Here is a 25,763-nt window from a genome sequence, read left to right as displayed (position 1 = left end):
TATGTGGTGGCCAGGGACTCTGATCGGAGCCGGAGCTGGATTTGCAATCGCCAGTATTCCGGGGGCCATGCTCGGTGCGTTGCTGGGGCAGGCGCTGGACCGGCGCCTGCAACTGCACAGCTGGGCGCAGGTGCGTGAACGCCTGGGCGGGCGCCCGGCGTTGCGCAATGATGAATTGCTGTTCGTGCTGCTGGGGCGGCTGGCCAAGAGTGATGGCCGGGTGATGGACGGGCATATCCAGCAGGCGCGCCAGGAAATGCGCTCGCTGGAGATGAACGATGCGGCCCAGCGCCGGGCGATTGCCGCGTTCAATCGCGGCAAGTCGGGCAATGACCGTCTGCGCGGCTATCTGCGTCGCCTCGCGGCCCAGCCCCATGCCGCCGAAGGCGTGCTGCGGGCCTGTTGGCGCATGGTCTGGGCCGACGGCCGGGTCGGGCCGGCGGAGCGCGAACTGATCCAGCTCTGGGGCAAATGGCTGGGCTGGACCCGTGACCAGGTGCAGGCGTTGGCGCAGGACTACGGTCCGGCGAGGAAGTCACTGGCCGAAGGCGCCCTGACTTATCAAGAGGCGCTGCGCCTGTTGGGGGTTGCAGCTACCAGCGAGCCGGCGCAGATCAAGCGGGCCTATCGGCGCCTGCTCAGCCGCCATCACCCGGACAAGATCGCCGGCAACGGCGCCAGCGAGGCACAGGTGCGTGAGGCTACGGAAAAGACCCGGGAGCTGCACAGCGCCTATGCCCTGATACGCCAGCGCCGGGAATTCCGCTGAGGGTGCAGGCCGCGATTGCCGCTGCGGCAGTCGCGGCCTGTGGGCTCAGCTATCGGTGTTCTGAGGGTTCAACCAACCGCGTACCCGGCGAAACAGCTGCTCTTGCTGGGCGGTGTTGTTGCCGGGCAGGGCCTTGAGGGGAATCTGGCTGAAGTTCGAGTGCTTCAGGCGCTTGCTCGCTTGCAGTCGCTCCAGGGCGGCTTTTTGCGCCAGAGGCTTGTCGACATAGAAGAAGTCGGCAGTGGCCAGCTTCAACGTAGGCGTGATCTCCACCAGTTGCGGTTTGCCATTGGCCGGGGACTGGGCTGCTACCATCACCAGCTTCTGTACCTGGGCCGGCTGTTTCTCGCTGAGGTAGCGTGCGGCCCAGTAGGCACCCGTACCATGACCCAGGAGCACGATACTGCGGGCATTCTGCTGTTCGGCAAAGGCCAGGGCAGCATCGACACGGGTGAAGATGCGCTCGGCATCCGCCTTGACCTGCTCTTCCGTGCTTTCTGCTACTACCCGGTCGGCCACGTCGGCTTCGCCGCCAGCGACCTGCTCGATCGGCTTGGCCTCGGTGCTGGCATCCTTGGCGGTGTTGGCCTTGTCCGTAGGGGCCGGTGCGGCTTCGACCACCCGTGGTTGCGCGGCCTCGCTGAGCATGTCAGGCAGGGTCAGGCTCAGGCTGGCCCACTCGGTGTCCGGCAATTTGTTGCGCAAAGGTGCAATGGCTTGCGGCCAGTCAGCGGTTTCACCCGCTCCCGGGAGGATAATCACCACGCCCTTGGGGTCGCTGGTGTTGGCCGGCTTCCACAGGGCCAGGAAGGTATCGCCGCCGGCTTGCAACTGCTGCTGTTCCAGGGCGGGCAACTGGCGCTCCAGGGCGGCGGCGTCTTCCTGGCTACGCTCAGGCAGGGGTTGGCGTTGCGCCGGTTGTTCCTCGGGAGTCTTGGTTTCTGGAGCCGGGTCGGCAGCTTGCACAGAAAAGGTCCAGGGCAGGATCAGCGACAGGCACAATGCGGGCAGTGCCGAGCGGTGGACAAGGGGCATCGGATATTCCAGGCCAGAAGTAATTCCGGCAGCCTAATGGGTTGGTCAGTATTTGTCAGGGTGTGAGACTTCAGATGATGCGTTTTCGCTGCCTTCTGCTTATCGGCTGTCTGTGCCTTCCCTTGATAGGCCATGCGGCCCCGGCGCCCCAGGTGCCGACTGCGCCCTTGAGCCTGGAACAGCGCCAGTGGCTGGCGCAGCACCCCGAGTTGCGGGTGGGGCTGGTGTTGCAGGCGCCGTTCGCCCAGTACGACCGGCGCCTGCAGCGGCTGTCCGGGGCCAATGTCGAGTTGATGCAAGCCCTGGCCAAGGCGCTGAACATCGAGCTCAGCTGGCGTAACTTCCCTGACCAGGCACAGCTGGAGCGGGCCCTGCGGGACGGCGAGGTGGACATGGCCCCGGGCCTGACCCAGACCCCGGCCGGTCTGCGCCTGTGGTTGTTCAGCGACCCCTATATGCGCGTGCCGCAGTTGGTGGTCGGGGAGCGCAAGGGCGCAGGTGCGGTGGAGCTGGAAAAACTCGACAGCCAGGCCCGGGTCGCCGTGCGCATGCCCAGTGCGGTGGCCGATTACCTGCGCCTGACTTACCCCAACCTCAACCTGCAAGGGGTGCCGCTGGAGCGCCAGGCCCTGCAGTTGCTGCTGAGCCAGCAGGCCCGCTACGCGGTGGTGGACGAGGCTCAGCTCAGTCGCCTTTCGGGGGAGGCGGAGTTCGCCGGGCTGGCCGTGGTGGGGGATATCGGCCTGCCGCAATTGCTGCGGGTAGCCACTCGCCGCGATTGGCCGGAACTGGCGAGCATTGTCGAAGCGGCCTTGCATGCGATCCCGGCCAAGGAGCTGGAGCAGCTCCATGGCCGCTGGCTGCAGCCCAAGTACCCGCGGCTTGGCGAGTCCCCCGGAGTCTGGCAGAACCTCAGCCTGCTGTTGGTGATCCTGCTGCTGGCGAGTCTGGCGATAGTCTTCTGGCAGCGCCGCCAGCAGCGCAGCCTGGAGCAGCGCCTGCTGGCGGCGCGGGAGGACATCGCCTTGCGTGCCGCCAGCGAGGAAGCCCTGCGCCTGACCCAGTTCTCCATCGATCAGAGCACCGTGGGCATTCTCTGGGTCAATTGGGACAGCCATGTGCGCTACGCCAACCGGGCAGCCGAAGAGATGCTCGGTTACCCGGCGGGCGGGGTGATCGACCGGCCGCTGATCGATTTCGAGCCCAACCTGCATATGGATCGCTGGCTCAACCTGTGGAAGCGGGCCCGGGCCAGCGAGGAGGGCGTGCAAAGTTTCGAGACCCAGTGTGTGCGTGCCGATGGCAGCATCCTGCCGGCGGACGTGTCCCTGAGCTTCCTGCGCTTTCGCGACAGCGAATACCTGGTGGTCTATCTCAATGACGTGACCGAGCGCCGTCGCGCGCTGGCGGCCCTGCGCGAAAGCGAGGCGCGTCTGCAGGGGATTGCAGCCAACGTGCCGGGCCTGGTGTTCCGCCTGGAGCGGGCGCCGGTCACCGGGCAGATCGACTTCGCCTATATCAGCGAAGGCAGCGAGACCCTGGTGGGCTACTCGCCAGCGGTACTGGCCCACCGGGACAAGGGCCTGCGCAGCCTGGTGCACCCGGACGACAAGGCCAGCTATCACCAGACCCAGGACCAGGCCCTGGACACCGACAGCGACTGGTCCTGGCAGGGCCGCATCCTCACTCGCCAGGGCCAGCAGCGCTGGGCCGAGATCAAGGCCATCACCCGGCGCCTGGATGACGGCGCGTTTGTCTGGGACGGCATTGTCTGGGACATCAGCGAAAGCAAGCGCATCGAGCTGGAACTGGCCAGCTCCCGTGAACAGTTGCGGGAGCTGTCGGCGCACCTGGAAAGCGTGCGCGAAGAGGAAAAGGCCCGCATTGCCCGGGAAGTCCATGACGAACTGGGGCAGATGCTGACTGTGCTCAAGCTGGAAACGTCCATGTGTGAGCTGGCCTATGCCCAGCTCGACCCGGGCCTGCATGAACGCCTCAACAGCATGAAGCGCCTGATCGCCCAGCTGTTCCAGCTGGTGCGGGATGTGGCTACCGCACTGCGGCCGCCAATCCTCGATGCGGGCATCGCCTCGGCCATCGAATGGCAGGCCCGCCGGTTCGAGGCCCGCACCCAGATCCCCTGCCTGGTGCAGGTGCCGGACAACCTGCCGCGCTTGAGCGACGCCAAGGCCGTCGGCCTGTTCCGTATCCTCCAGGAGGCCCTGACCAATGTCATGCGCCATGCCCAGGCGCATACTGTGGAACTCACCCTGACCCTGGAAGCACACGAGCTGTGCATGAGCATCAGCGATGACGGCCTGGGCTTCGACACCGCTTCTGCACGTCCGACGTCCTTTGGCCTGGTAGGCATGCGCGAGCGGGTGCTGATCATGGGCGGGGGCCTGTCGCTGCACAGTGAGCGGGGCGAAGGCACCACCCTGAGTGTCCGGGTGCCCCTGGACCAAGAACAATAATGAGGAGACACGCGTGATCCGTGTACTGGTAGCCGAAGACCACACCATCGTTCGCGAAGGCATCAAGCAACTGATTGGCCTGGCCAAGGACCTGGTCGTGGTGGGCGAGGCGAGCAACGGCGAGCAGTTGCTGGAGACCCTGCGTCAGGTGCCCTGCGAAGTGGTGCTGCTGGATATCTCCATGCCCGGGGTGAACGGCCTGGAGGCCATTCCGCGGATCCGTGCCCTGAGCAACCCGCCGGCGATCCTGGTGCTGTCGATGCACGACGAGGCGCAGATGGCCGCCCGGGCGCTGAAGATCGGCGCTGCCGGCTACGCCACCAAGGACAGTGATCCGTCGCTGCTGCTGACGGCCATTCGCAAGGTGGCATCCGGCGGCCGCTATATCGACCCGGACCTGGCTGACCGTATGGTCTTCGAGGTCGGCCTGACCGATACCCGGCCCTTGCATTCGCTGCTTTCCGAGCGTGAATTCTCGGTTTTCGAGCGCCTGGCCCAGGGCGCCAATGTCAACGACATTGCCCAGCAACTGGCCCTGAGCAGCAAGACCATCAGTACCCACAAGGCGCGGCTGATGCAGAAGCTCAACATCACCTCCCTGGCCGAACTGGTGAAATACGCCATGGAACACAAGCTGCTCTGACACCCTCTGCGGTGCTCTCCCTCCCCTTGGGGGAGGGCACTTATCCATTTGCGACATTCCGCGCTTTCAGGCTTTCGCCGTTTCTTGCCGCTTGCAGCCTGCCGTTTGCCTCCGCCCTTATCCAATCGCGCCATTCTTGTAGGGCAATCCCTACACGCAACCTTCCAGAGGGCTGAGGCGAATCTCTCCTGGCCCCCGATTTGCGCGCTCTGCAGGCTCCTCTAGGCTTGTTCCACAGCCGTCTAAAACAAAAGGTGCGGGTATGAGCGAGGTCGTTTCAAGTGCTGGGGCCAACGATGTTCTGGTCAGCTTTCGTGGTGTGCAGAAGAGCTACGACGGCGAGAACCTGATCGTCAAAGACCTCAACCTGGAAATTCGCAAAGGCGAGTTCCTCACCCTGCTGGGGCCGTCCGGTTCCGGCAAGACCACCAGCCTGATGATGCTGGCCGGTTTCGAAACCCCGACCGCCGGCGAGATCCAGCTGGCCGGGCGTTCGATCAACAATGTGCCGCCGCACAAGCGCGACATCGGCATGGTGTTCCAGAACTACGCGCTGTTCCCCCACATGACCGTGGCCGAGAACCTGGCCTTTCCGCTGTCGGTGCGCGGCCTCGGCAAGACCGACATCAGCGAGCGGGTCAAGCGCGTGCTGAGCATGGTCCAGCTCGACGCTTTCGCCCAGCGTTACCCGGCCCAGCTGTCCGGCGGCCAGCAGCAGCGGGTGGCCCTGGCCCGGGCCCTGGTGTTCGAGCCACAGCTGGTGCTGATGGACGAACCCCTTGGTGCCCTCGACAAGCAACTGCGCGAACACATGCAGATGGAGATCAAGCACCTGCACCAGCGCCTGGGCGTGACCGTGGTCTATGTGACCCACGACCAGGGCGAAGCCCTGACCATGTCCGACCGGGTGGCGGTGTTCCACCAGGGCGAGATCCAGCAGATCGCGCCGCCGCGCACTCTCTACGAAGAACCGAAGAACACCTTCGTCGCCAACTTCATCGGCGAGAACAACCGCCTCAACGGCCGCCTGCACAGCCACAACGGCGAGCGTTGCGTGGTGGAGCTGGGGCGTGGCGAGAAGGTCGAGGCGCTGGCGGTGAATGTCGGCCAGGTCGGCGGCCCGGTGACCTTGTCCATCCGCCCGGAGCGGGTGAGCCTCAACGGTTCCAGCGAAAGCTGCGTCAACCGCTTCTCCGGCCGGGTGGCGGAATTCATCTATCTGGGCGACCACGTCCGGGTGCGCCTGGAAGTCTGCGGCAAGAGCGACTTCTTCGTGAAACAGCCGATTGCCGAGCTCGATCCTGCGCTGGCAGTGGGTGACGTGGTGCCACTTGGCTGGCAAGTCGAGCACGTTCGCGCGCTCGACCCGCTTCTAGAGGCGAATTGATCGCCCCCCTGCAACACCAACCTGCACGTGGAGAACACAATAAATGTTGAGATCCCTGAAATTCACCGCCCTGGCACTGGGCATGATGGGTGCGGCGCACGCCATGGCGGCGGGCCCGGACCTGACCGTGGTGTCCTTTGGCGGGGCGAACAAGGCGGCCCAGGTCAAGGCCTTCTATGCCCCTTGGGAAGCGGCGGGCAAGGGCAAGATCATCGCCGGCGAATACAACGGCGAAATGGCCAAGATCAAGGCCATGGTCGACACCAAGAGTGTGTCCTGGGACCTGGTAGAAGTGGAGTCCCCGGAACTGTCCCGCGGTTGCGACGAGGACATGTTCGAGCAACTGGACCCGGCGCTGTTCGGTAACAGCGAAGACTACGTCAAGGGCGCGATCCAGCCGTGCGGCGTGGGCTTTTTCGTCTGGTCCACGGTACTGGCCTACAACGCCGACAAGCTGAAAACCGCTCCGAGCAGTTGGGCTGATTTCTGGGACGTCAAGCAGTTCCCGGGCAAGCGCGGCCTGCGCAAGGGCGCCAAGTACACCCTGGAGTTCGCCCTGATGGCCGACGGCGTCGCGCCCAAGGACGTGTACAAGGTCCTGGCCGGCAAGGATGGGCAGGACCGTGCCTTCAAGAAACTCGATGAGCTCAAGCCCTACATTCAGTGGTGGGAAGCCGGCGCCCAGCCGCCGCAGTACCTGGCTTCCGGCGACGTGGTCATGAGCTCGGCCTACAACGGCCGGATCGCCGCGGTGCAGAAGGAAAGCAACCTGAAAGTGGTGTGGAACGGCGGCATCTACGACTTCGACGCCTGGGCCATTCCAAAAGGCCTGGACAAGGCTCGCGCCGAAGCGGCGAAGAAGTTCATCGCCTACTCGGTGCAACCGCAGCAGCAGAAAACCTATTCGCAGAATATCGCCTACGGCCCGGCCAACACCCAGGCCGTGCCGCTGCTGGCCAAGGACATCCTCAAGGACATGCCGACCACTCCGGAAAACATCGCCAACCAGGTGCAGATCGACGTCAGCTTCTGGGCTGACAACGGTGAGCAACTGGAACAGCGCTTCAACGCCTGGGCAGCCAAGTAACCACCCCCTGCCGTTGTAGGAGCGAGCTTGCTCGCGAAGGCGTCATCAGCATCAACCTTGATGGTGAAGCACAGCCTTCGATGCGCGGCCAAGCCCGCTCCTGCCGCCTGGTGGTTTGTATTCGAAAGATCGATTCGCGGAGTTTGTCATGACCATCACCGTTCCCCTGAACGCGGTCACCGGCCCGACCCTCAAGCAGCGGCTGGCCCGTGCCGAGCGGGTCAACCGCTGGAAGGCCCAGGCGCTGATCGCGCCCCTGGTGCTGTTTCTGCTGCTGGTGTTCCTGGTACCGATCGTGGCGCTGCTGTACAAGAGCGTCGGCAACCCGGAAGTGGTCGGCGGCATGCCGCGTACTGTGGCGGCCGTGAGTGCCTGGGACGGTCGTGGCCTGCCTGCCGAAGGGGCCTACAAGGCCTTGAGCGAAGACCTGGCGGACGCCCGCAAGAATCAGACCCTGGGCGACCTGTCCAAGCGCCTGAACATGGAGTTGGCCGGCTACCGCAGCCTGCTGACCAAGACCGCCCGCGCCCTGCCGTTCAAGGCCGAGCCCGAATCCTATAAAGAAGCCATGGAAAGCCTGGATGAGCGCTGGGGCGACCCGGCCTACTGGCAGGCGATCCGCCGCAACACCAGCAGCCTGACCCCGTACTACCTGCTGGCGGCGGTGGACCATCGCATCGACGACCTGGGCGAACTGGCCCCGGCCACCCCGGACCAGTCCATCTACCTGGACATCTTCGCCCGCACCTTCTGGATGGGCCTGGTGATCACCGCCATCTGCCTGGCCCTGGCCTATCCCCTGGCGTACCTGCTGGCCAACCTGCCGGCGCGCAAGAGCAACCTCCTGATGATCCTGGTGCTGCTGCCGTTCTGGACCTCGATCCTGGTGCGAGTGGCGGCGTGGATCGTGCTGCTGCAATCGGGTGGCCTGATCAACAGCGCGCTGCTGGCCATGGGGGTGATCGACAAGCCCCTGGAACTGGTGTTCAACCGTACCGGGGTCTACATCTCCATGGTGCACATCCTGTTGCCGTTCATGATCCTGCCGATCTACAGCGTGATGAAAGGCATCTCGCCGACCTACATGCGTGCGGCGATCTCCCTGGGCTGCCATCCGTTCGCCAGCTTCTGGCGGGTGTATTTCCCGCAGACCTACGCTGGGGTCGGCGCTGGTTGCCTGCTGGTGTTCATCCTGGCGATTGGTTACTACATCACCCCGGCATTGCTGGGCAGCCCGAACGACCAGATGGTCAGCTACTTCGTCGCCTTCTATACCAACACCAGCATCAACTGGGGCATGGCCACGGCCCTGGGCGGCCTGCTGTTGCTGGCGACCATCGTGCTCTATCTGATTTACAGCTGGCTGGTGGGCGCAAGCCGCCTGCGCCTGAGCTAAGGAGAGAATCGAAATGCTGAGCCCCTACATGTCACCCGTCGAACGGGTCTGGTTCTACAGCTTGCGGATTCTCTGCGGCTTGATCCTGTTGTTCCTGGTGTTGCCGGTGCTGGTGATCATCCCGCTGTCGTTCAACTCCGGCAGTTTCCTGGTGTACCCGCTGCAGGGCTTTTCGCTGCACTGGTACCAGGACTTCTTCGCCTCTGCCGAGTGGATGCGCGCGCTGAAGAACAGCGTCATCGTGGCGCCGGCCGCAACCTTGCTGGCCATGGTCTTCGGCACCCTGGCGGCCATCGGCCTGACCCGCGGTGATTTCCCCGGCAAGGCGCTGGTGATGGCCCTGGTGATTTCGCCGATGGTGGTACCGGTAGTGATCATCGGTGTGGCCAGCTACCTGTTCTTCGCCCCGCTGGGCATGGGCAACAGTTTCTTTTCGCTGATCATCGTGCATGCGGTGCTCGGCGTGCCTTTCGTGATCATCACCGTGTCGGCAACCCTGCAGGGCTTCAACCACAACCTGGTGCGGGCCGCGGCCAGTTTGGGTGCCTCGCCGCTGACCACATTCCGCCGGGTGACCTTGCCGTTGATCGCCCCCGGGGTCATCAGTGGCGCGCTGTTCGCCTTCGCCACCTCGTTCGATGAAGTGGTAGTGACCCTGTTCCTCGCCGGCCCGGAGCAGGCCACCCTGCCGCGGCAGATGTTCAGCGGCATCCGCGAGAACCTCAGCCCGACCATCGCCGCTGCGGCCACGTTGCTGATCGCCTTCTCGGTGATCCTGCTGCTGACCCTGGAATGGCTGCGCGGGCGCAGCGAGAAACTGCGCACGGCTCAGGCCTGAGCCCCTCGGGCGGCCTTGTACTAAGGTCTGGGCCGCCCCGTCCCCTCTGCTTGTCGTTCACCCGTAAACTGCGCGCTTCCCATGCTTACTGTGGAGTCGCGGGTGAACTTCAACGATGCCAGTTTCGAAGAGCTGCTCAATGCGCTGCATGACGGCGTCTACATCACCGATGGCCAGGGCCAGACCCTCAAGGTCAACCAGGCCTACGAGCGCCTCACCGGCCTGAACGGCGCCGAGCTGCTGGGGCGGCCGATGCAGGAGCTGGTGAAGAGCGGGGTGATTTCCCAGTCCGCTTCACTACGGGTACTGCAGGACGGTCGGCCGGTGTCGGTGATGCAGAGCCTCAGCCACGGCAAGAAGTTGCTGGTCAGTGCCACGCCGATCCTCGCCGCCGACCAGAGCATTCGCTATGTGGTCAGCACCGTGCGCGACATGACCGAGCTGCTGCGCATCAAGCGCGAGCGCGACGAGTTGCAGCAGCTCAAGCAGCTGCGCACCAGCACTGCGCGGCTGCATGCGGGCCAGCGTGACGACCTGTTGCAATCACCGCTGATGGCCGACCAGGAGGTTTCCGGGCGGGTCTTTGCCCAGGCCCGGCAAGTGGCCGACTGCGACGTGAAGGTGCTGCTGCAAGGGGAGACGGGTGTGGGTAAAACCCTGGTGGCGCAATTTATCCACAACGCCAGTGCTCGTGCCCGCGAACCGTTCCTGGCCCTCAACTGCGGGGCGCTGCCGGAGAACCTGATCGAGGCCGAGCTGTTCGGCTATGCCCCGGGTGCCTTCACCGGTGCTGGCAGCAAGGGCAAGCGCGGACTGCTGGAACTGGCACACAACGGTACGCTGTTTCTCGATGAGATCGGCGATCTGCCCCTGGCGGTGCAGGTCAAGCTGCTCAAGGTCATCGAAGAGAACCGCTTCATTCCGGTGGGCGGCCTGGAGCTCAAGGAGGTGGATGTGCGCATCATCAGCGCCACCCATCACGACCTCAAGCAGCGGGTGGCCGAGGGCAAGTTCCGCGCCGACCTGTATTACCGCCTGAATGTGGTGCCCATCGCGATCCCGGCCCTGCGCGAGCGCAGCGAGGAAATCGGCCCCTTGCTGGAGTACTACCTGGAGCACTTCAACCAGCGCTATCAGCGTCAGGTGCAGTGGAGCCTGGAAGCCCTGGAACTGCTGGGCGAGTACGCCTGGCCGGGGAACATCCGCGAGCTGATCAACGTGGTGGAGCGCCTGGTGGTGACCTGCTCCGGCCAGGTGATAGAGGCCCTGGACCTGCCGGAGGACCTGATCGAGCAACAGGCCCGCAACACCGACGACAGCCGCCTGCCGCTGCGCAAGGTGCTGGAGAACGCCGAGCGCCAGGCAATTCGCGCGGCCCTGCAACTGCACAAGACCACCCGCCTGGCCGCCAAGGCGCTGGGGGTGAGCCAGGCCACGGTGGTGCAGAAGATGAAGCGCTGGGAACACTCTGATTAGGATTCTGATCAGAGCTGCCTGCAGCGATCAGCAATTCAATCGCGACGGCCCGGTCATTCCCCTGGATTTCCTTCCAGAGCCTTGTAGATCAAGGCTTTGCGTATCTTGGCACAGCTTTCGCTCTACAGCCTGCGAGCCCATTCGAGAGTGGCCGCCTGACGGCGCTCTTGCCACAACAATTAAACAAGGCCGAGCTGATGAGTATTTCTGCGTTCAAGATTGCCAACAAACTGATTACCGGCCAGGGCGCCATCGAACAGCTGGACGCCGAACTGGCGCGCCTGCAGATCAGCAACCCGCTGATCGTCACCGATGCGATCCTGGTCAAGTCCGGCACCGTCGATCTGGCCTTGGCCCACCTGGGCGGGCGCGCTTACCGGATCTTCGACGAGGTCCAGCCGGAGCCGGAAATCGCCATAGTCCAGGCCTGCACCCAGGCTTACCGGGCCGGTGGCCACGATGGCCTGATCGGCCTGGGCGGCGGCAGCGCCATTGATATCGCCAAGGCGGTGGCTGCGTTCGCCGGCCATGAAGGCGCGCTGGAAGAGCTGTTCGGGGTGGATCAGGTGCAGCGCAAGGGGCCGCCGCTGATTGCCATTCCTACCACTGCGGGCACCGGTTCGGAGGTGACCAACGTGGCGATCCTCTCGGACAAGGTGGCCCAGTTGAAAAAGGGCATCGTCAGCGATTACCTGCTGCCGGACGTAGCGCTGGTGAGCCCGGTGATGACCCTGACCTGCCCGCGCAGCGTCACCGCCGCCAGTGGCGTCGACGCGCTGGTGCATGCGGTGGAGTCCTACCTGTCGCTCAACGGTTCGCCGATCACCGACTCCCTGGCCCTGGGCGCGATCCGCCTGATCGTCAGGGCGCTGCCCAAGGCCTACGCCAACCCGGCCAACCTGCAGGCCCGGGAAGACATGGCCACCGCCAGCCTGATGGCCGGCATGGCCTTCGGCAATGCCGGAGTCGGTGCAGTGCATGCCCTGGCCTATCCCCTGGGCGGGCGCTTCAATATCGCCCACGGGGTGAGCAACGCGCTGCTACTGCCCTACGTCATGGCCTGGAACAAGATGGCCTGTGTCGAGCGCTTTCGCGATATCGCCCAGGCCATGGACCTGCCGATCGCCGGGCTCAGTGATGGCCAGGCCGCAGAGCAGGCGGTCCAGGCCATGGCTGCGCTGTGCGCTGCGGTGGACATCCCCACGGGCATGCGCAGCTTCGGTGTGCCCGAGGACGCGATCCCGGCCATGGCCGTGGAAGCGGCGGGTATCCAGCGGCTGATGCGCAACAACCCGCGCCAACTGAGCCCCGGCGATATCGAGCAGATCTACCGGGCTGCCTATTGATCGATCCTTGCCCGTGCCAACTGGCGCGGGCCGCTTTACACCGCCACCAATACCAATAAGACAGGTGCAGTTGATGCCAACGCCTTCCGACACTCGGCACGAAACGCCGTACATCGCCCTTGGCCCGTTCAAGGTGCGTTTGCCCTTTATCCACTACAAATTCGAGCTGCCGGACTACCTGCAAGGCTTGCTGATGTGCGCCGTCGACCTGGCGGCCATTCCACTGATGACCGAGTTCCTCGGCATGCCCTTCGAGATGGCCCTGGCCGTGGTCATGCTCAACGGCCTGTTGTACCTGGCCCACCACCTGCTGGGCGACCCCGTGGTGCCCGGCTGGATCACCCCGGCGGTGCCGCTGCTGATGGCCTATTGCGCGCAGTTTCCCGTGGGCCCGGAGCGTGTCCACGCGCTGATTGCCTTCCAGTTGATGCTCGGGGTGTTCTCCATCGCCCTGGGGGCCACCGGCATGGCGCGCAAGGTGGTGGGCTTCGTGCCCTCGGCGATCAAGTCGGGAATCATTGTCGGCGCCGGGCTCAGTGCGGTGACCGCGGTGTTCCAGGTGGGCGGCAAGTTCGACAGCTTTCCCTGGACCATTTCCATTGCCATCGGCATTGCCTTCTACCTGATCTTTTCTCAGCATTTTGCCCAGCTCAAGCTGCGTAACCGCTTCTGGTGGAACTTCGCCAAGCTGGGCATCCTGCCGATCATCCTGCTGGCGGTAGTGCTGGCGCCGCTGTTCGGTGAAGCGCCGTGGCCGACCATCCAGTGGGGCCTGAGCAAGCCGGACTTCATCGGCCTGTGGAACAACTACACGGTGTTCGGCCTGGGCATGCCGCCGCTGTCGATGTTCATCAGCGCGCTGCCGACCATGCTCGCGGTGTACATCATCGTCTTTGGCGATGTGCTCAGCGCCAAGGTGCTGCTGGACGAGGCCGAGCAGATCCGCACCGACGAAAAGGTCGACTACGACCCGGACCGCTCGCACCTGATCTTCGGCGGGCGCAACGCGTTCATGAGCATCTTCGGTCCGGACATTGCCATGTGCGGGCCGAAATGGGCGGCGATGCTGGTGGTGGTGATCGAGCGCTTCAAGGGCGGGCCCAAGGCCATGAAGTCGATCTATGGCGGCATGGGCTCGTTCCGTTGGGGCACCAACACCGGCTTGCTGCTGTTGCCGGTAGTGACCCTGGTGCAGCCGATTCTCGGGGTCGCGCTGGCGCTGACCTTGCTGATCCAGGGTTACGTCAGCGTGCGCCTGGGCATTCTCGAGGCCCGTAGCCAGCGTGACCTGGGCATCGCAGGGGTGATCGGTGCAGTGCTGGCGATCAAGGGCGCCAGTTGGGGCTTTGCCATTGGCGTGGTGCTGTGCCTGCTGATCTACGGCAAGAACTTCTTCAAGGGCGAGAACGACCGGACTTTCAGCAAGGACCTGGGCGCCGCGGACGCAACTGCCGTCCCGGGTGCCCAGCCAGGGCCCCAGGCCAAGCCCGCCCGGGCGGTGGAAAGCGAGGTGGCATGAGCTTTCGCGGGTAACGTGAGCACTGTCGTGATGCCGATCGGGCATCGCGACAGCCCGGTTGCGCAATCCCCAGCTACGCTTGTGCCGGCTCCCACCTTTATATAAGAGGCTGCGCACATGAGTATTTCCTCTTTCAAGATCGCCCATAAATTGCTGACCGGCAGCACCGCCATCGAGCAACTGGCTGCCGAGCTGACCCGCCTGGATGTCGATAACCCGCTGATCGTCACCGATACTGCCCTGCTCAGGTCCGGCACGGTGGAGCTGGCGCTGGCCCACCTGGGGGAGCGCAGTTACGAAGTCTTCGACCGGGTGCAGCCTGATCCGGAAATCGCCATCGTCGAGGACTGCATGCAGGTGTACCGCGAGGGCGGGCATGACGGGCTGATCGGCCTGGGCGGCGGCAGCGCCATCGATATTGCCAAGAGTGTCGGGGCCTATGCCGGCTATCATGGCGCCCTGGAGGACCTGTTCGGCATCGACCAGGTGCCGCGCAAGGGGCCGCCGCTGATCGCCATTCCCACCACCGCAGGCACTGGTTCGGAAGTGACCAATGTGGCGATCCTCTCGGACCGGGTCGCGCAATTGAAGAAAGGCATCATCAGCGACTACCTGCTGCCGGACGTGGCCCTGGTCAGCCCGCAGATGACCCTGACCTGTCCACCGCGTGTCACCGCGGCCAGCGGCGTCGATGCCCTGGCGCATGCCATTGAGGCTTACCTGTCCCTCAATGCTTCCGCGATCACCGACTCCCTGGCCATCGGCGCCATCAAGCTGATCGTCAAGGCTTTGCCCAAGGCCTTTGCCAACCCGGCCCACCTGCAGGCCCGGGAGGACATGGCCACCGCCAGCCTGATGGCCGGCATGGCCTTCGGCAATGCCGGGGTCGGTGCGGTGCATGCGATGGCCTATCCCCTGGGCGGCCGCTTTCATATGTCCCACGGGGTCAGCAATGCCTTGCTGCTGCCCTATGTCATGACCTGGAACAAGATGGCCTGCGTCGAGCGTATGCAGGATATCGCCGAGGCCATGGGGGTACAGACCGCGCACCTGAGTGCCAGCGAGGCGGCCGACCGGGCAGTGGAGGCCATGGCAGCGTTGTGTGCGGCGGTGGAAATTCCCAGCGGCTTGCGCAGCTTCGGCGTGCCCGAGGATGCGATCCCGGCCATGGCCGTCGAGGCCGCGGGTATCGAGCGCTTGATGCGCAACAACCCGCGCCGGCTGAGCCCCGCCGATATCGAGAAGATCTATCGCGCGGCCTACTGATCATCGCGGTTACGGTGTGCGCTCCAAAGCATGAGGTATACAATGCGCGCCATCGTGATTCTGCTCAAAAAAGGTGCGTCATGCAGCCCTTCGCTATTGCTCCGTCGATTCTCTCCGCCGACTTCGCCCGTCTGGGCGAGGAAGTGGACAATGTCCTGGCCGCCGGCGCCGACATCGTGCATTTCGATGTCATGGACAACCACTATGTGCCGAACCTGACCATCGGCCCGATGGTCTGCGCCGCGCTGCGCAAGTACGGGATCACCGCGCCGATCGATGCACACCTGATGGTCACTCCGGTGGACCGCATCATCGGTGACTTCATCGAAGCGGGCGCCACCTACATCACCTTCCACCCCGAAGCCACGCTGCATGTGGACCGTTCCCTGCAGATGATCCGCGAAGGCGGTTGCAAGGCTGGCCTGGTGTTCAACCCGGCAACTCCGCTGGACGTGCTCAAGTACGTGATGGACAAGGTCGACATGGTGCTGCTGATGAGTGTCAACCCGGGCTTTGGCGGGCAGAAGTTCATTCCGGGCACCCTCGACAAGCTGCGTGAGGCTCGTGCCTTGATCGATGCCTCCGGGCGGGATATCCGCCTGGAAATCGACGGTGGGGTGAACGTGGGCAACATCCGCGAAATCGCTGCCGCAGGCGCCGATACCTTTGTGGCAGGCTCGGCGATCTTCAATGCGCCGAACTATCAGGAAGTCATCGAGAAAATGCGTGCCGAACTGGCGTTGGCGCGACCATGAGCGCCTTTGAGCAGCTGTTCCAGGGGCGCCTGCCACGGCTGGTGATGTTCGACCTGGATGGCACCCTGGTCGATTCGGTGCCGGACCTTGCGGCTGCCGTGGATCAGATGCTGCTCAAGCTGGGGCGCAAGCCTGCCGGTGTCGAGGCGGTGCGTGAGTGGGTTGGCAACGGTGCGCCCATGCTGGTGCGCCGGGCCCTGGCCAACAGCCTGGAGGCCCAGGGTGTCGACGATGTCGAGGCCGAGTATGCGCTGGAGCTGTTCAATACCGCCTACGAGGACAGCCACGAGTTGACCGTGGTCTATCCCGGTGCGCGCGAGACTCTCAAGTGGCTGCACAAGCAGGGCGTGGAAATGGCCCTGATTACCAACAAGCCCGAGCGTTTCGTGGCCCCCTTGCTGGACCAGATGAAAATCGGTCGGTATTTCCGCTGGATCATCGGCGGCGATACCCTGCCGCAGAAGAAACCCGACCCGGCGGCGCTGTTCTTTGTGATGAAGATGGCCAGCGTGCCGGCCTCGCAATCACTGTTCGTCGGCGATTCGCGCAGTGACGTGCTGGCAGCCAAGGCGGCGGGGGTCAAGTGCGTCGCCCTGAGCTACGGCTACAACCACGGCCGGCCGATTGCCGAGGAGTCGCCGGCGCTGGTGATCGACAACCTGCGGGCGCTGATCCCCGGTTGCTTAGAACCTGCCGCTGAGATAACGTTGCCCGACGCTGTTCCATCCCATTCTGGAAACTCCATCGTGGTGGTCACTCGCAAACTCTGGATGAAAGTCATCAAGGCCCTGGCCCGCTGGCGTTGGCGCGCCTGATTTTTGTCTGGCCGGCCCCGCCGGCACGTTTGCATACCTGACTGTTAGACCCTCAAGCCACGAGGCACCCCATGATTCGCGAAGAATTCCTGCGTTTGGCCGCAGCCGGTTACAACCGTATCCCGCTGGCCTGCGAAACCCTTGCCGACTTCGATACCCCGCTGTCGATCTACCTGAAACTGGCCGACCAGCCCAACTCCTATCTGCTGGAGTCGGTGCAGGGCGGTGAGAAGTGGGGGCGTTACTCGATCATCGGCCTGCCGTGCCGCACTGTGCTGCGGGTGCACGGCTTCCAGGTCAGCGTGACCCATGATGGCGTGGAGATCGAAAGTCACGAAGTGGCCGACCCGCTGGCCTTCGTCGAGGAATTCAAAGCCCGCTACAACGTCCCGACCATTGCCGGCCTGCCGCGTTTCAACGGTGGCCTGGTGGGCTATTTCGGCTATGACTGCGTGCGTTATGTCGAGCCGCGCCTGGGCCCGTGCCCGAACCCGGATCCGATCGGTGTGCCGGATATCCTGCTGATGGTCTCCGACGCGGTAGTGGTGTTCGACAACCTGGCGGGCAAGGTGCACGCCATCGTGCTGGCCGACCCTGGCCAGGACAACGCCTTCGAAGCCGGCCAGGCACGTTTGCAGGAATTGCTGGCGCAACTGCGCCAGCCGATCACTCCGCGTCCGGGCCTGGATTTCAGCAAGCAGCTGGCCGCTGATCCGCTGTTCCGCTCCAGCTTTACCCAGGCTGACTATGAACGGGCCGTGGACACCATCAAGGAATACATCCTGGCCGGTGACTGCATGCAGGTGGTGCCGTCCCAGCGCATGTCCATCGATTTTTCGGCGGCGCCCATCGACCTGTACCGGGCGCTGCGCTGCTTCAACCCGACCCCTTACATGTACTTCTTCAACTTCGGTGATTTCCACGTAGTGGGCAGCTCGCCGGAAGTGCTGGTGCGGGTCGAAGACAACCTGATCACTGTGCGGCCGATCGCCGGTACCCGCCCGCGGGGCGCCTCCGAGGAAGCCGACCTGGCCCTGGAGCAGGACCTGCTGTCGGACGCCAAGGAGATCGCCGAGCACCTGATGCTGATCGACCTGGGACGCAACGACACCGGTCGGGTCTCGGAAATCGGTTCGGTGAAACTCACCGAAAAGATGGTCATCGAGCGCTATTCCAACGTGATGCACATCGTTTCCAACGTCACCGGCCAGCTCAAGGCCGGGCTGACGGCCATGGATGCGCTGCGGGCGATCCTGCCGGCGGGCACCCTGTCCGGCGCACCGAAAATCCGTGCGATGGAAATCATCGACGAGCTGGAACCGGTCAAGCGTGGGATCTATGGCGGCGCCGTGGGTTACTTCGCCTGGAACGGCAACATGGACACTGCCATTGCCATTCGCACGGCGGTGATCAAGAACGGCGAGCTGCATGTACAGGCCGGCGGCGGGATTGTTGCCGACTCGGTGCCGACCCTGGAGTGGGAAGAGACGCTGAACAAGCGTCGCGCAATGTTCCGTGCCGTGGCACTGGCGGAACAGACCCCTGCATCCAAGGCTTGAGGAGTTGCTGTCGTTGATTGGTTTTGTGAGGATCCTGATGTCTATCAGGACCTCATGAAATCCAGTGCTGTGGTGTATATCAATCGAGCGCGGGAGCGATAAGCGCCCAGCTGCTGCGCTGATGAAGGCCCCGAGCATTGCGCCCTAAGGTCTTAGGCCTGCCTGATATTTTCCTGCGGTTTTTCGAAGGCAACGAACAGTTGGTCTGCGGTGATAGTGCCAAGGTCCAGGCGCATGTTGGCTTCAAGCATGGCGAACAGGCGGGTGAATACATCGAATACCTTGCAATGTTCTTCCAGGCCTGAGAACGGGTTGTCGATCTTCTCGGCGATCAGCGAGCTTTCCTGTACGGCGTCATAGACCTCACGCAAGGTGATATCGCTGGCTGGGCGTGCGAGGGTCAGGCCGCCGTGGGCGCCGCGCCATGACTTCAGAATATTGGCTTTGACCATCAACGACACGAGACTGCGTACCCGGGTGGGATGAGTCTTGACCCACTTGGCAATGGTCTCGGTACGCAACCTCTGCGGCGCGTTGGCCGCTACGAACGAGAGGATGTATGAGGCGGTGATCAGGCGGGTCGACTGACTCATCTAGTTTGAATTCTCTCTTCAGTGGTAGGGCAGTAGCGACATTCCGATCTGCCCCTTCGAACCGATAGTACTGACAAAACCCCGCCTAGCAAGAGCCTCGCTCGTAAAGAGAAGGGGATTGGCAGCGACCTGTTTTTGAGCTTAATGTATTTGTCATGATGACAATTACAAATATTTAGCATCAGTGCGTGCGAGGTCGGCTGAATCCTTTTCTCTGCGGTTCAACAGAGGCAATGCCATGAGCGATAACAACAACAAAATAACTCAAGCGATGCACGACAGCGGCCTGCCGCGTCGGGATTTTCTCAAGTACAGCGCAGCGGCGGTTGCCGTGGCCGGGGCGTTTTCAATGGGCTTGCCGCAACGCGGCTGGGCCGGGGAGGCCACCCCGAAAGCGGGCGGCGTGCTACGCATGGGCCTGGCCGGTGGCAGTACTACCGATTCTCGTGATCCAGGTTCATGGAGCGACACCTTTACCTTTGTCGGTTTCTCGGCGGTGTACAACACCCTGAGCGAAATCGGCGTCGATGGCACGGCGATCCCCGAGCTTGCCGAGCGCTGGGAATCCAGCCCCGATGCACGCATCTGGACCTTCACCTTGCGCCAGGGGGTGACCTTCCATGACGGCAAGACTCTGGATGCCGGCGATGTGGTCGCCTCAATCGGGCATCACCTGGGCGACAAGTCCACCTCGGCGGCCAAGACTGTGCTCGGCGATGTTGCCAAGGTCAGCGCCCAGGGCAATGACACCGTGGTGTTCGAACTGCATTCGGGCAATGCCGACTTCGCCTACGTGGTGGCCGATTATCACCTGGTGATCATGCCCGCCAAGGACGGCGCCGCCGACTGGCAGGCCGGGATCGGCACCGGCGGTTATCGCCTCAAGGGCTTCGAACCCGGCGTGCGCATGGACCTTGAGCGCAGCCCGGATTACTGGAAAGCCGGCCGCGCGCATTTCGCCAGCGCCGAGCTGCTGGCCATCGCCGATGGCGCCGCGCGGGTCAACGCCCTGGTCACCGGCCAGGTCGATGTGATCAACAAGGTCGATCTCAAGACTGTCGCCTTGCTCAAGCGCAACCCCAATCTGGTCATCGAAGAGACCAAGGGCGCCCAGCACTACACCTTCCCGATGCTGACCGACAGCCAGCAGTTCCAGGACAACAACATCCGTCTGGCGCTCAAACATGCGATCAACCGCGAAACCCTGCTGGCCTCGGTGCTTTATGGCTATGGCCAGATTGGCAACGACCACCCGATCCAGCCCGGTAGTCGCTTCATCAACAGCGCCCTGGAGCAGCGTGGCTATGACCCGGACAAGGCGCGTTTCTACCTGCGCCAGGCCGGGGTCGATTCGCTCAAGGTGCGCCTGCAGGCCTCCGATGCCGCTTACACCGGCGCGGTGGATGCCTCGGTACTGTTCAAGGAGCAGGCACGCCAGGCCGGTATCGACATCGACGTGGTGCGCGAACCAGCCGACGGCTTTTTTTCCAATGTGTGGATGAAGCAGCCCTTCACCACCTCGTTCTGGTACAGCAGCCTGACCGCCGACCGCATGTTCAGCATCGGCTACGCCAAGGGCGCGGCCTGGAACGAGACGCACTGGGACAACGCCCGTTTCAACCAGCTGCTCAACGCCGCTCGCGGCGAGATGAACGCGCCGCTGCGCCAGGAGATGTACAACGAAATGCAGGCCCTGTGCCGTGACGAGGGCGGGGCGATCGTGCCGCTGTTCGCAAGCTCCGTGGCCGCACGCTCCAAGCGCGTGGCCCACGGCGGGCTGACCGCGCCCTATGGCGAGCTCGATGGCCTGCGCTTGATCGAGCGCTGGTGGCAGGCGTAAGCCCGACACTTTTTGCACCTTTCTTCGTTGATCCTGTTCGAGGAGCTGTACGGTGAATAGCCTTTGCAAACTGTTGCTCCAGCGCCTGGCCCTGGGCCTGTTGTCGCTGTTGGCGGTGTCGGTGATCATCTTCCTGGCCGTTGGCATGCTCCCGGGCGATGTCGCCCAGGCCATGCTCGGCCAGGCGGCAACTCCCGAGACCGTCGCTGCCTTCCGTGCCCAACTGGGCCTGGACCTGCCGCCGCTGACCCGCTTCGGCCACTGGGCCTGGCAACTGCTGCACGGTGACCTGGGCCTGTCGCTGGCCAACCAGCGGCCGATTGCCGAGCTGATCGGCACGCGCCTGGGCAACACCTTTACCCTGGCCTTGCTGGCGGCGCTGGTATCGGTGCCGGTAGCCTTGCTGCTGGGCATGCTCGCGGCGCTGTACCGCAACAGTTGGTTCGACCGCCTGCTCAACACCAGCGCCCTGAGCGCGGTGTCGTTCCCGGAGTTTTTCGTCGCCTATATCCTGATCCTGGTGTTCGCGGTCAAGCTCAACTGGTTGCCGAGTATCTCCAACCTGGCTCCGGGGGCATCGTTCGCCGAGGTGCTGGAGCGCTCGCTACTGCCGGTGCTGACCCTGAGCCTGGTGGTGGTCGCGCAAATGATGCGCATGACCCGCGCGGCCTTGATCAACGTGCTGGCCAGCCCCTATATCGAGATGGCCCGGCTCAAGGGCATCAGCCAGGCGCGGATCATCTTCCACCACGCCTTGCCCAATGCCCTGGCACCGATCATCAACGTGGTGGCACTGAACCTGGCCTACCTGGTGGTCGGCGTGGTGGTGGTCGAGGTGGTGTTCGTCTATCCGGGGCTCGGCCAGTTACTGGTCGACTCGGTGTCCAAGCGCGATATCCCGGTGGTGCAGGCCTGCAGCCTGATCTTCGCCGCCACCTACATCCTGCTCAATACCACGGCCGACGTGCTGTCGATTGCCAGCAACCCACGCCTGATGCATCCGAAGGGGTAAGCCATGAGCCTGATCAAAGCGTTGTTGCGGGCGCCCATGAGCGCCCAGTTCGGCCTGCTGGTGATTGTTGCCTACATCCTGGTGGCCCTATTCGCGCCGGTGCTGGCGCCGTATGGCGAGACTGAAGTGGTCGGCGAAGGTTTTGCGCCCTGGGGCGGGCAGTTCCTGCTGGGTACCGATAACCTGGGCCGCGACATGTTCAGCCGCCTGGTGTATGGCGCGCGCAACACCCTGGGGATTGCCTTCCTGACGACGCTACTGGCCTTTGCCGTCGGCGGTTTCTGCGGGCTGGTAGCGGCGATCAGGGGCGGCTGGATCGACCAGGGCCTGTCGCGGCTGGTGGATATCCTCATGGCCATCCCGCAGCTGATCTTTGCCTTGCTGATCCTCAGCGTGGTCGGCACCAACGCCACCTCGCTGGTGCTGGTGATCGCGCTGCTGGATGCCACCCGGGTGTTTCGCCTGTCACGGGCGGTGGCGATGACCGTGGTGGTCCAGGACTTCGTCGAGGCCGCCCGGCTGCGTGGGGAAGGGCTGTGGTGGCTGGTCAGCCGCGAGGTGCTGCCCAATGCCGCCGCGCCGCTGATTGCCGAGTTCGGCCTGCGTTTTTGCTTTGTGTTTCTGTTCATCAGTGCGTTGTCGTTCCTGGGCCTGGGCATCCAGCCGCCGACCGCCGACTGGGGCAGCATGGTCCGCGACAATGCCGTGCTGATCACCTTCGGCGATATCAGCCCGCTGCTGCCGGCCCTGGCAGTGGCGCTGATCACCGTCAGCGTCAACTTTGTCGTGGACTGGGTGCTGCATCTATCCAGCGGCCTGAAGGAGTGCTGAGCATGACCGTTCATTCAAGTGACAAGCCGCTACTGGAAATCCACGACCTGCGTATTGAAGGCCATTATCAGGACGCTTGGCACCCGCTGATCAAGGGCATCGACTTGAGCCTGCAGCGGGGCGAAGTACTGGGCCTGATTGGTGAATCGGGGGCGGGCAAGTCGACTCTGGGCCTGGCCTCCATGGGTTATGTGCGCGACGGTTGCCGTATCACGGGTGGCTCGGTGCGCTTCGATGGCCAGGAACTGGTGGGCGCCAAGCCCGAAGCCCTGCGCAAGCTGCGCGGCCTGCGTATCGCCTATGTCGCGCAAAGCGCGGCGGCCTCGTTCAACCCCGCGCACCGGCTGATCGACCAGCATGTCGAAACCGCGGTAAGGAACGCTGGTATCGAGCGTGCCAAGGCACAAGCCGAAGCAGTGGAGCTCTACCGCATACTGCGTCTGCCCAACCCCGAGCAGATCGGCCAGCGCTACCCGCACCAGGTCTCCGGTGGTCAGTTGCAACGGGTGATGACCGCCATGGCCATGGCCTGCCACCCGGACCTGATCATCTTCGACGAACCGACCACGGCGCTGGATGTCACCACCCAGATCGAAGTGCTGGTGGCGATTCGCGATGCGGTGAAAACCTACGGGAGCGCCGCCTTGTACATCAGCCACGACCTGGCAGTGGTGGCGCAAATGGCCGACCGCATCATGGTTCTGCGTCACGGCAAGCTGGTGGAGGAGGCCGACACCCGGACCATGCTCGACGCCCCACAGCAGGATTACACCAGATCGCTTTGGGCAGTACGTAGCTTGCGCACCGAACCCAAGCCGCGCCCACCGCAGGCAACACCGCTGCTGGAGGTACGCAAGGCCAGCGCCAGCTACGGCCATCAGCCGGTGCTGCATGATGTCTCGCTCAAGCTCTACCGTGGCCAGACCCTGGCGGTGATCGGCGAGTCGGGCAGCGGCAAGAGCTCTACGGCACGCTTGATCACCGGGTTGTTGCCGCCGACCAGCGGCCAGGTGTTGTATGACGGAAAAGCGCTGCCAGCTGATTATCGCCAGCGCAGCAAGGAGCAATTGCGCCGATTGCAGATGATTTACCAGATCCCCGACACCGCGCTCAACCCGCGCCAGCGCATCGTCGACATCATCGGCCGGCCGCTGAGTTTCTACCTCGGCCTCAAGGGCCAGGCGCTGCGCCAGCGGGTCGCCGAGCTATTGGAGATGATCGAGCTGGACCCGGCGTTGTACATGGATCGCCAGCCCCGCGAACTGTCTGGCGGGCAGAAGCAGCGGATCTGTATCGCCCGGGCTCTGGCGGCCGAGCCGCAACTGATCATCTGCGACGAAGTCACCTCGGCCCTCGACCAACTGGTGGCCGAAGGCGTTCTGAAGCTGCTCAACCGCATCCAGCAGCAACTGGGCGTGGCCTACTTGTTCATCACCCACGACGTCGCCACCGTGCGCGCCATTGCTGACGAGGTACTGGTAATGCAGCGTGGGAAGGTGGTCGATCACGGTTGCCGGGAGGAGATCTTTACCCCGCCGTACCGCGACTACACCGGCTTGTTGTTCTCCAGTGAGCCAGAAATGGATCCGAACTGGCTCGACCATTTGCTGGAGAAAAGGGCGCTGGTTTCCTGACTTGGCCATGGCAAGAAAAGTGCCCCTTTGATCAAGCGGCCGTGCTTCTGGGGCCAGAAGAGGCGGAACGCCCCTTGAGCCGCACGGCTAAGAAGGCGCAAACAGGCTGCCACCACCTTAAAGAGCGCCGTTTCGGTGATGGACTTGTGGCGTTTAAAGGGCTTCCAAGCCATCTGCCGAGGCGGGCTGCGCAAAGCGGTTTGCATGTCGTGCCGCCCGGCGCTCTGGAGCGCACGGCATACGCGGGGCCAGCCATGCATTGCGCTCCAACGGAGTGGGGCAGGTATCAACCAGCGGAGTGAGTGCCGCAAGACCCAGCGGCAAATTGCAATCGACGCAGCCCCTTGATGAACGGTACAATCGCGCCTCGAAGCTCGGCTGCGGAACGCCGTCGAGTGCTCAATTATGGTTAGGTCCTATGCTTTGCATTGCAACGATTCGTTTTAGTCAGTGGTGGCGCTTCCAATAGGAAGCGGCACGTCGTTGCGGTTTTTTAACCGAACCCTGCCGCCGTAATCGGCAAGCAGGGATCAAGGATCTAATAGCTCTCCGGCACGGCGGCTCCAAACCCCAGGAGAACGCTGCATGCCAATCAGTCTCCCCACGCAGTACACCTTCGCCCGGCGGCAATGCCATCGGGTGCATCGTCATGCCCAACGTTCTGCCGGCTTGCGCTGGCGATGGCCGACGATGGCGTGGCGAGCTGAGCGACATTGCATAGATAAGGCGGTTCAAATCCATCACCTTGTCTGCCCTGCCGACAGCTTGCAGCATTCGGGTGCGCAAGCTCGCCCGGCACGCTCCACTGCGCTCGTGTATATCAATGTGCATATCGACACCCTGAGTTGCATGCACACCTACTTTAAAATCAATAAGTTGGAGCATGTATGCTGCTGATGATTGATAACTACGACTCCTTCACCTACAACGTCGTCCAGTACCTGGGCGAGTTGGGAGCTGAGGTGAAAGTAGTGCGCAATGACGAACTGACCGTGGCTCAGATCGAGGCGCTCAAGCCCGAGCGCATCGTGGTCTCGCCCGGGCCTTGCACGCCGACCGAAGCCGGTATTTCCATCGAGGCGATCAAGCATTTCGCCGGCAAGCTGCCGATTCTCGGCGTATGCCTGGGGCATCAGTCCATCGGCCAGGCCTTTGGCGGCCAGGTGGTGCGTGCCCGGCAAGTGATGCACGGCAAGACCAGCCCGGTGTTCCACCGTGACCTGGGGGTGTTCAACCGCCTGAACATGCCGCTGACCGTAACCCGTTACCACTCGCTGGTGGTCAAGCACGAGAGCTTGCCCGAGTGCCTCGAAGTCACGGCCTGGACCCAGCTGGAAGACGGCTCCGTCGACGAGATCATGGGGTTGCGCCACAAGACGCTGAATATCGAGGGGGTGCAATTTCACCCCGAGTCTATTCTCACCGAGCAGGGCCACGAGCTGTTCGCCAACTTTCTCAAACAGAGCGGCGGCACGCGCTAAGGACTTT

General features: G+C 63.5%; 21 protein-coding genes. 19 read left to right on the top strand and 2 right to left on the bottom strand.

Annotation, left to right across the window (positions count from 1 at the left end; genetic code table 11):
• Position 1 precedes the first annotated feature (1 nt).
• Positions 2-769, top strand: a complete 768-nt coding sequence (locus AC1RGE_RS21570; protein ID WP_492584991.1) for a TerB family tellurite resistance protein — start codon at positions 2-4, stop codon at positions 767-769.
• Positions 770-814: 45 nt separating this feature from the next.
• Here the strand turns inward: AC1RGE_RS21570 and AC1RGE_RS21565 are convergent, their stop codons facing one another.
• Complete coding sequence (locus AC1RGE_RS21565) at positions 815-1,804, bottom strand: alpha/beta hydrolase family protein (RefSeq protein WP_065365139.1); 990 nt, start codon at positions 1,802-1,804, stop codon at positions 815-817.
• A 74-nt stretch (positions 1,805-1,878) separates the two neighbouring features.
• On the opposite strand from AC1RGE_RS21565, the gene AC1RGE_RS21560 reads away from it, so the two are divergent.
• The 13 genes from AC1RGE_RS21560 to trpE all read left to right on the top strand — a co-directional run bounded on the left by AC1RGE_RS21560 (position 1,879) and on the right by trpE (position 18,365).
• The gene (locus AC1RGE_RS21560; protein ID WP_492584989.1) at positions 1,879-4,278 is read left to right on the top strand and encodes a PAS domain-containing sensor histidine kinase; all 2,400 of its coding nucleotides are present in this window, start codon (positions 1,879-1,881) and stop codon (positions 4,276-4,278) included.
• Positions 4,279-4,291: 13 nt separating this feature from the next.
• Entirely contained in the window at positions 4,292-4,921 is a 630-nt protein-coding gene (locus tag AC1RGE_RS21555; RefSeq protein WP_011063818.1) for a response regulator, read from the top strand.
• Between the two features lie 262 nt (positions 4,922-5,183).
• Positions 5,184-6,308: an ABC transporter ATP-binding protein gene (locus tag AC1RGE_RS21550; RefSeq protein WP_011063817.1), complete on the top strand. Its 1,125-nt coding sequence runs from the start codon at positions 5,184-5,186 to the stop codon at positions 6,306-6,308.
• Between the two features lie 43 nt (positions 6,309-6,351).
• Entirely contained in the window at positions 6,352-7,395 is a 1,044-nt protein-coding gene (locus AC1RGE_RS21545) for an ABC transporter substrate-binding protein (protein ID WP_072443675.1), read from the top strand.
• 148 nt (positions 7,396-7,543) lie between these two features.
• A complete protein-coding gene (locus AC1RGE_RS21540) occupies positions 7,544-8,791 on the top strand; it encodes an ABC transporter permease (protein WP_011063815.1) in 1,248 nt (415 codons plus the stop codon).
• Between the two features lie 13 nt (positions 8,792-8,804).
• Positions 8,805-9,629: an ABC transporter permease gene (locus AC1RGE_RS21535; protein WP_011063814.1), complete on the top strand. Its 825-nt coding sequence runs from the start codon at positions 8,805-8,807 to the stop codon at positions 9,627-9,629.
• Positions 9,630-9,731: 102 nt separating this feature from the next.
• Positions 9,732-11,105, top strand: a complete 1,374-nt coding sequence (locus tag AC1RGE_RS21530; RefSeq protein ID WP_011063813.1) for a sigma-54 interaction domain-containing protein — start codon at positions 9,732-9,734, stop codon at positions 11,103-11,105.
• Between the two features lie 197 nt (positions 11,106-11,302).
• Positions 11,303-12,451, top strand: a complete 1,149-nt coding sequence (locus AC1RGE_RS21525; RefSeq protein WP_011063812.1) for an iron-containing alcohol dehydrogenase — start codon at positions 11,303-11,305, stop codon at positions 12,449-12,451.
• 73 nt (positions 12,452-12,524) lie between these two features.
• Positions 12,525-13,970, top strand: a complete 1,446-nt coding sequence (locus AC1RGE_RS21520; protein WP_125063642.1) for a hypothetical protein — start codon at positions 12,525-12,527, stop codon at positions 13,968-13,970.
• 117 nt (positions 13,971-14,087) lie between these two features.
• Positions 14,088-15,236: an iron-containing alcohol dehydrogenase gene (locus tag AC1RGE_RS21515; protein WP_011063810.1), complete on the top strand. Its 1,149-nt coding sequence runs from the start codon at positions 14,088-14,090 to the stop codon at positions 15,234-15,236.
• 80 nt (positions 15,237-15,316) lie between these two features.
• Positions 15,317-15,991 carry a ribulose-phosphate 3-epimerase gene (gene rpe, locus AC1RGE_RS21510; protein WP_011063809.1) on the top strand — a complete coding sequence of 225 codons (675 nt, stop codon included), beginning with the start codon at positions 15,317-15,319 and terminating at the stop codon, positions 15,989-15,991.
• The gene (locus AC1RGE_RS21505) at positions 15,988-16,806 is read left to right on the top strand and encodes a phosphoglycolate phosphatase (protein WP_011063808.1); all 819 of its coding nucleotides are present in this window, start codon (positions 15,988-15,990) and stop codon (positions 16,804-16,806) included. The genes rpe and AC1RGE_RS21505 overlap by 4 nt, the downstream gene beginning before the upstream one ends.
• Before the next feature lie 71 nt (positions 16,807-16,877).
• Positions 16,878-18,365, top strand: a complete 1,488-nt coding sequence (gene trpE, locus AC1RGE_RS21500; protein WP_011063807.1) for an anthranilate synthase component I — start codon at positions 16,878-16,880, stop codon at positions 18,363-18,365.
• A 152-nt stretch (positions 18,366-18,517) separates the two neighbouring features.
• Here trpE and AC1RGE_RS21495 read toward each other — a convergent pair whose 3' ends face one another.
• Positions 18,518-18,958 carry an Rrf2 family transcriptional regulator gene (locus AC1RGE_RS21495; protein WP_145713278.1) on the bottom strand — a complete coding sequence of 147 codons (441 nt, stop codon included), beginning with the start codon at positions 18,956-18,958 and terminating at the stop codon, positions 18,518-18,520.
• A 238-nt stretch (positions 18,959-19,196) separates the two neighbouring features.
• On the opposite strand from AC1RGE_RS21495, the gene AC1RGE_RS21490 reads away from it, so the two are divergent.
• The 5 genes from AC1RGE_RS21490 (at position 19,197) to AC1RGE_RS21470 (ending at position 25,756) form a co-directional block, all read left to right on the top strand.
• A complete protein-coding gene (locus AC1RGE_RS21490; RefSeq protein WP_492584987.1) occupies positions 19,197-20,798 on the top strand; it encodes an ABC transporter substrate-binding protein in 1,602 nt (533 codons plus the stop codon).
• A gap of 52 nt (positions 20,799-20,850) precedes the next feature.
• Complete coding sequence (locus tag AC1RGE_RS21485; RefSeq protein WP_011063804.1) at positions 20,851-21,810, top strand: ABC transporter permease; 960 nt, start codon at positions 20,851-20,853, stop codon at positions 21,808-21,810.
• 3 nt (positions 21,811-21,813) lie between these two features.
• Positions 21,814-22,641, top strand: a complete 828-nt coding sequence (locus AC1RGE_RS21480; protein WP_011063803.1) for an ABC transporter permease — start codon at positions 21,814-21,816, stop codon at positions 22,639-22,641.
• 2 nt (positions 22,642-22,643) lie between these two features.
• Positions 22,644-24,275, top strand: a complete 1,632-nt coding sequence (locus AC1RGE_RS21475; RefSeq protein WP_492584985.1) for an ABC transporter ATP-binding protein — start codon at positions 22,644-22,646, stop codon at positions 24,273-24,275.
• Positions 24,276-25,162: 887 nt separating this feature from the next.
• Positions 25,163-25,756: an aminodeoxychorismate/anthranilate synthase component II gene (locus tag AC1RGE_RS21470; RefSeq protein ID WP_492584983.1), complete on the top strand. Its 594-nt coding sequence runs from the start codon at positions 25,163-25,165 to the stop codon at positions 25,754-25,756.
• Positions 25,757-25,763 lie beyond the last annotated feature (7 nt).

It is taken from the genome of Pseudomonas sp. GW823-FHT02C05, from assembly GCF_058797595.1.
This window is presented reverse-complemented; position numbering and strand designations above follow the sequence as displayed.

Excerpts from the sequence above, each read along its gene's own strand:
- AC1RGE_RS21570 (WP_492584991.1), top strand. The coding sequence starts at position 2 with ATGTGGTGGCCAGGGACTCTGATCGGAGCCGGAGCTGGATTTGCAATC.
- AC1RGE_RS21565 (WP_065365139.1), bottom strand. The coding sequence starts at position 1,804 with ATGCCCCTTGTCCACCGCTCGGCACTGCCCGCATTGTGCCTGTCGCTG.
- AC1RGE_RS21560 (WP_492584989.1), top strand. The coding sequence starts at position 1,879 with ATGATGCGTTTTCGCTGCCTTCTGCTTATCGGCTGTCTGTGCCTTCCC.
- AC1RGE_RS21550 (WP_011063817.1), top strand. The coding sequence starts at position 5,184 with ATGAGCGAGGTCGTTTCAAGTGCTGGGGCCAACGATGTTCTGGTCAGC.
- AC1RGE_RS21545 (WP_072443675.1), top strand. The coding sequence starts at position 6,352 with ATGTTGAGATCCCTGAAATTCACCGCCCTGGCACTGGGCATGATGGGT.
- AC1RGE_RS21540 (WP_011063815.1), top strand. The coding sequence starts at position 7,544 with ATGACCATCACCGTTCCCCTGAACGCGGTCACCGGCCCGACCCTCAAG.
- AC1RGE_RS21535 (WP_011063814.1), top strand. The coding sequence starts at position 8,805 with ATGCTGAGCCCCTACATGTCACCCGTCGAACGGGTCTGGTTCTACAGC.
- AC1RGE_RS21525 (WP_011063812.1), top strand. The coding sequence starts at position 11,303 with ATGAGTATTTCTGCGTTCAAGATTGCCAACAAACTGATTACCGGCCAG.
- AC1RGE_RS21520 (WP_125063642.1), top strand. The coding sequence starts at position 12,525 with ATGCCAACGCCTTCCGACACTCGGCACGAAACGCCGTACATCGCCCTT.
- AC1RGE_RS21515 (WP_011063810.1), top strand. The coding sequence starts at position 14,088 with ATGAGTATTTCCTCTTTCAAGATCGCCCATAAATTGCTGACCGGCAGC.
- rpe (WP_011063809.1), top strand. The coding sequence starts at position 15,317 with ATGCAGCCCTTCGCTATTGCTCCGTCGATTCTCTCCGCCGACTTCGCC.
- AC1RGE_RS21505 (WP_011063808.1), top strand. The coding sequence starts at position 15,988 with ATGAGCGCCTTTGAGCAGCTGTTCCAGGGGCGCCTGCCACGGCTGGTG.
- trpE (WP_011063807.1), top strand. The coding sequence starts at position 16,878 with ATGATTCGCGAAGAATTCCTGCGTTTGGCCGCAGCCGGTTACAACCGT.
- AC1RGE_RS21495 (WP_145713278.1), bottom strand. The coding sequence starts at position 18,958 with ATGAGTCAGTCGACCCGCCTGATCACCGCCTCATACATCCTCTCGTTC.
- AC1RGE_RS21490 (WP_492584987.1), top strand. The coding sequence starts at position 19,197 with ATGAGCGATAACAACAACAAAATAACTCAAGCGATGCACGACAGCGGC.
- AC1RGE_RS21480 (WP_011063803.1), top strand. The coding sequence starts at position 21,814 with ATGAGCCTGATCAAAGCGTTGTTGCGGGCGCCCATGAGCGCCCAGTTC.
- AC1RGE_RS21475 (WP_492584985.1), top strand. The coding sequence starts at position 22,644 with ATGACCGTTCATTCAAGTGACAAGCCGCTACTGGAAATCCACGACCTG.
- AC1RGE_RS21470 (WP_492584983.1), top strand. The coding sequence starts at position 25,163 with ATGCTGCTGATGATTGATAACTACGACTCCTTCACCTACAACGTCGTC.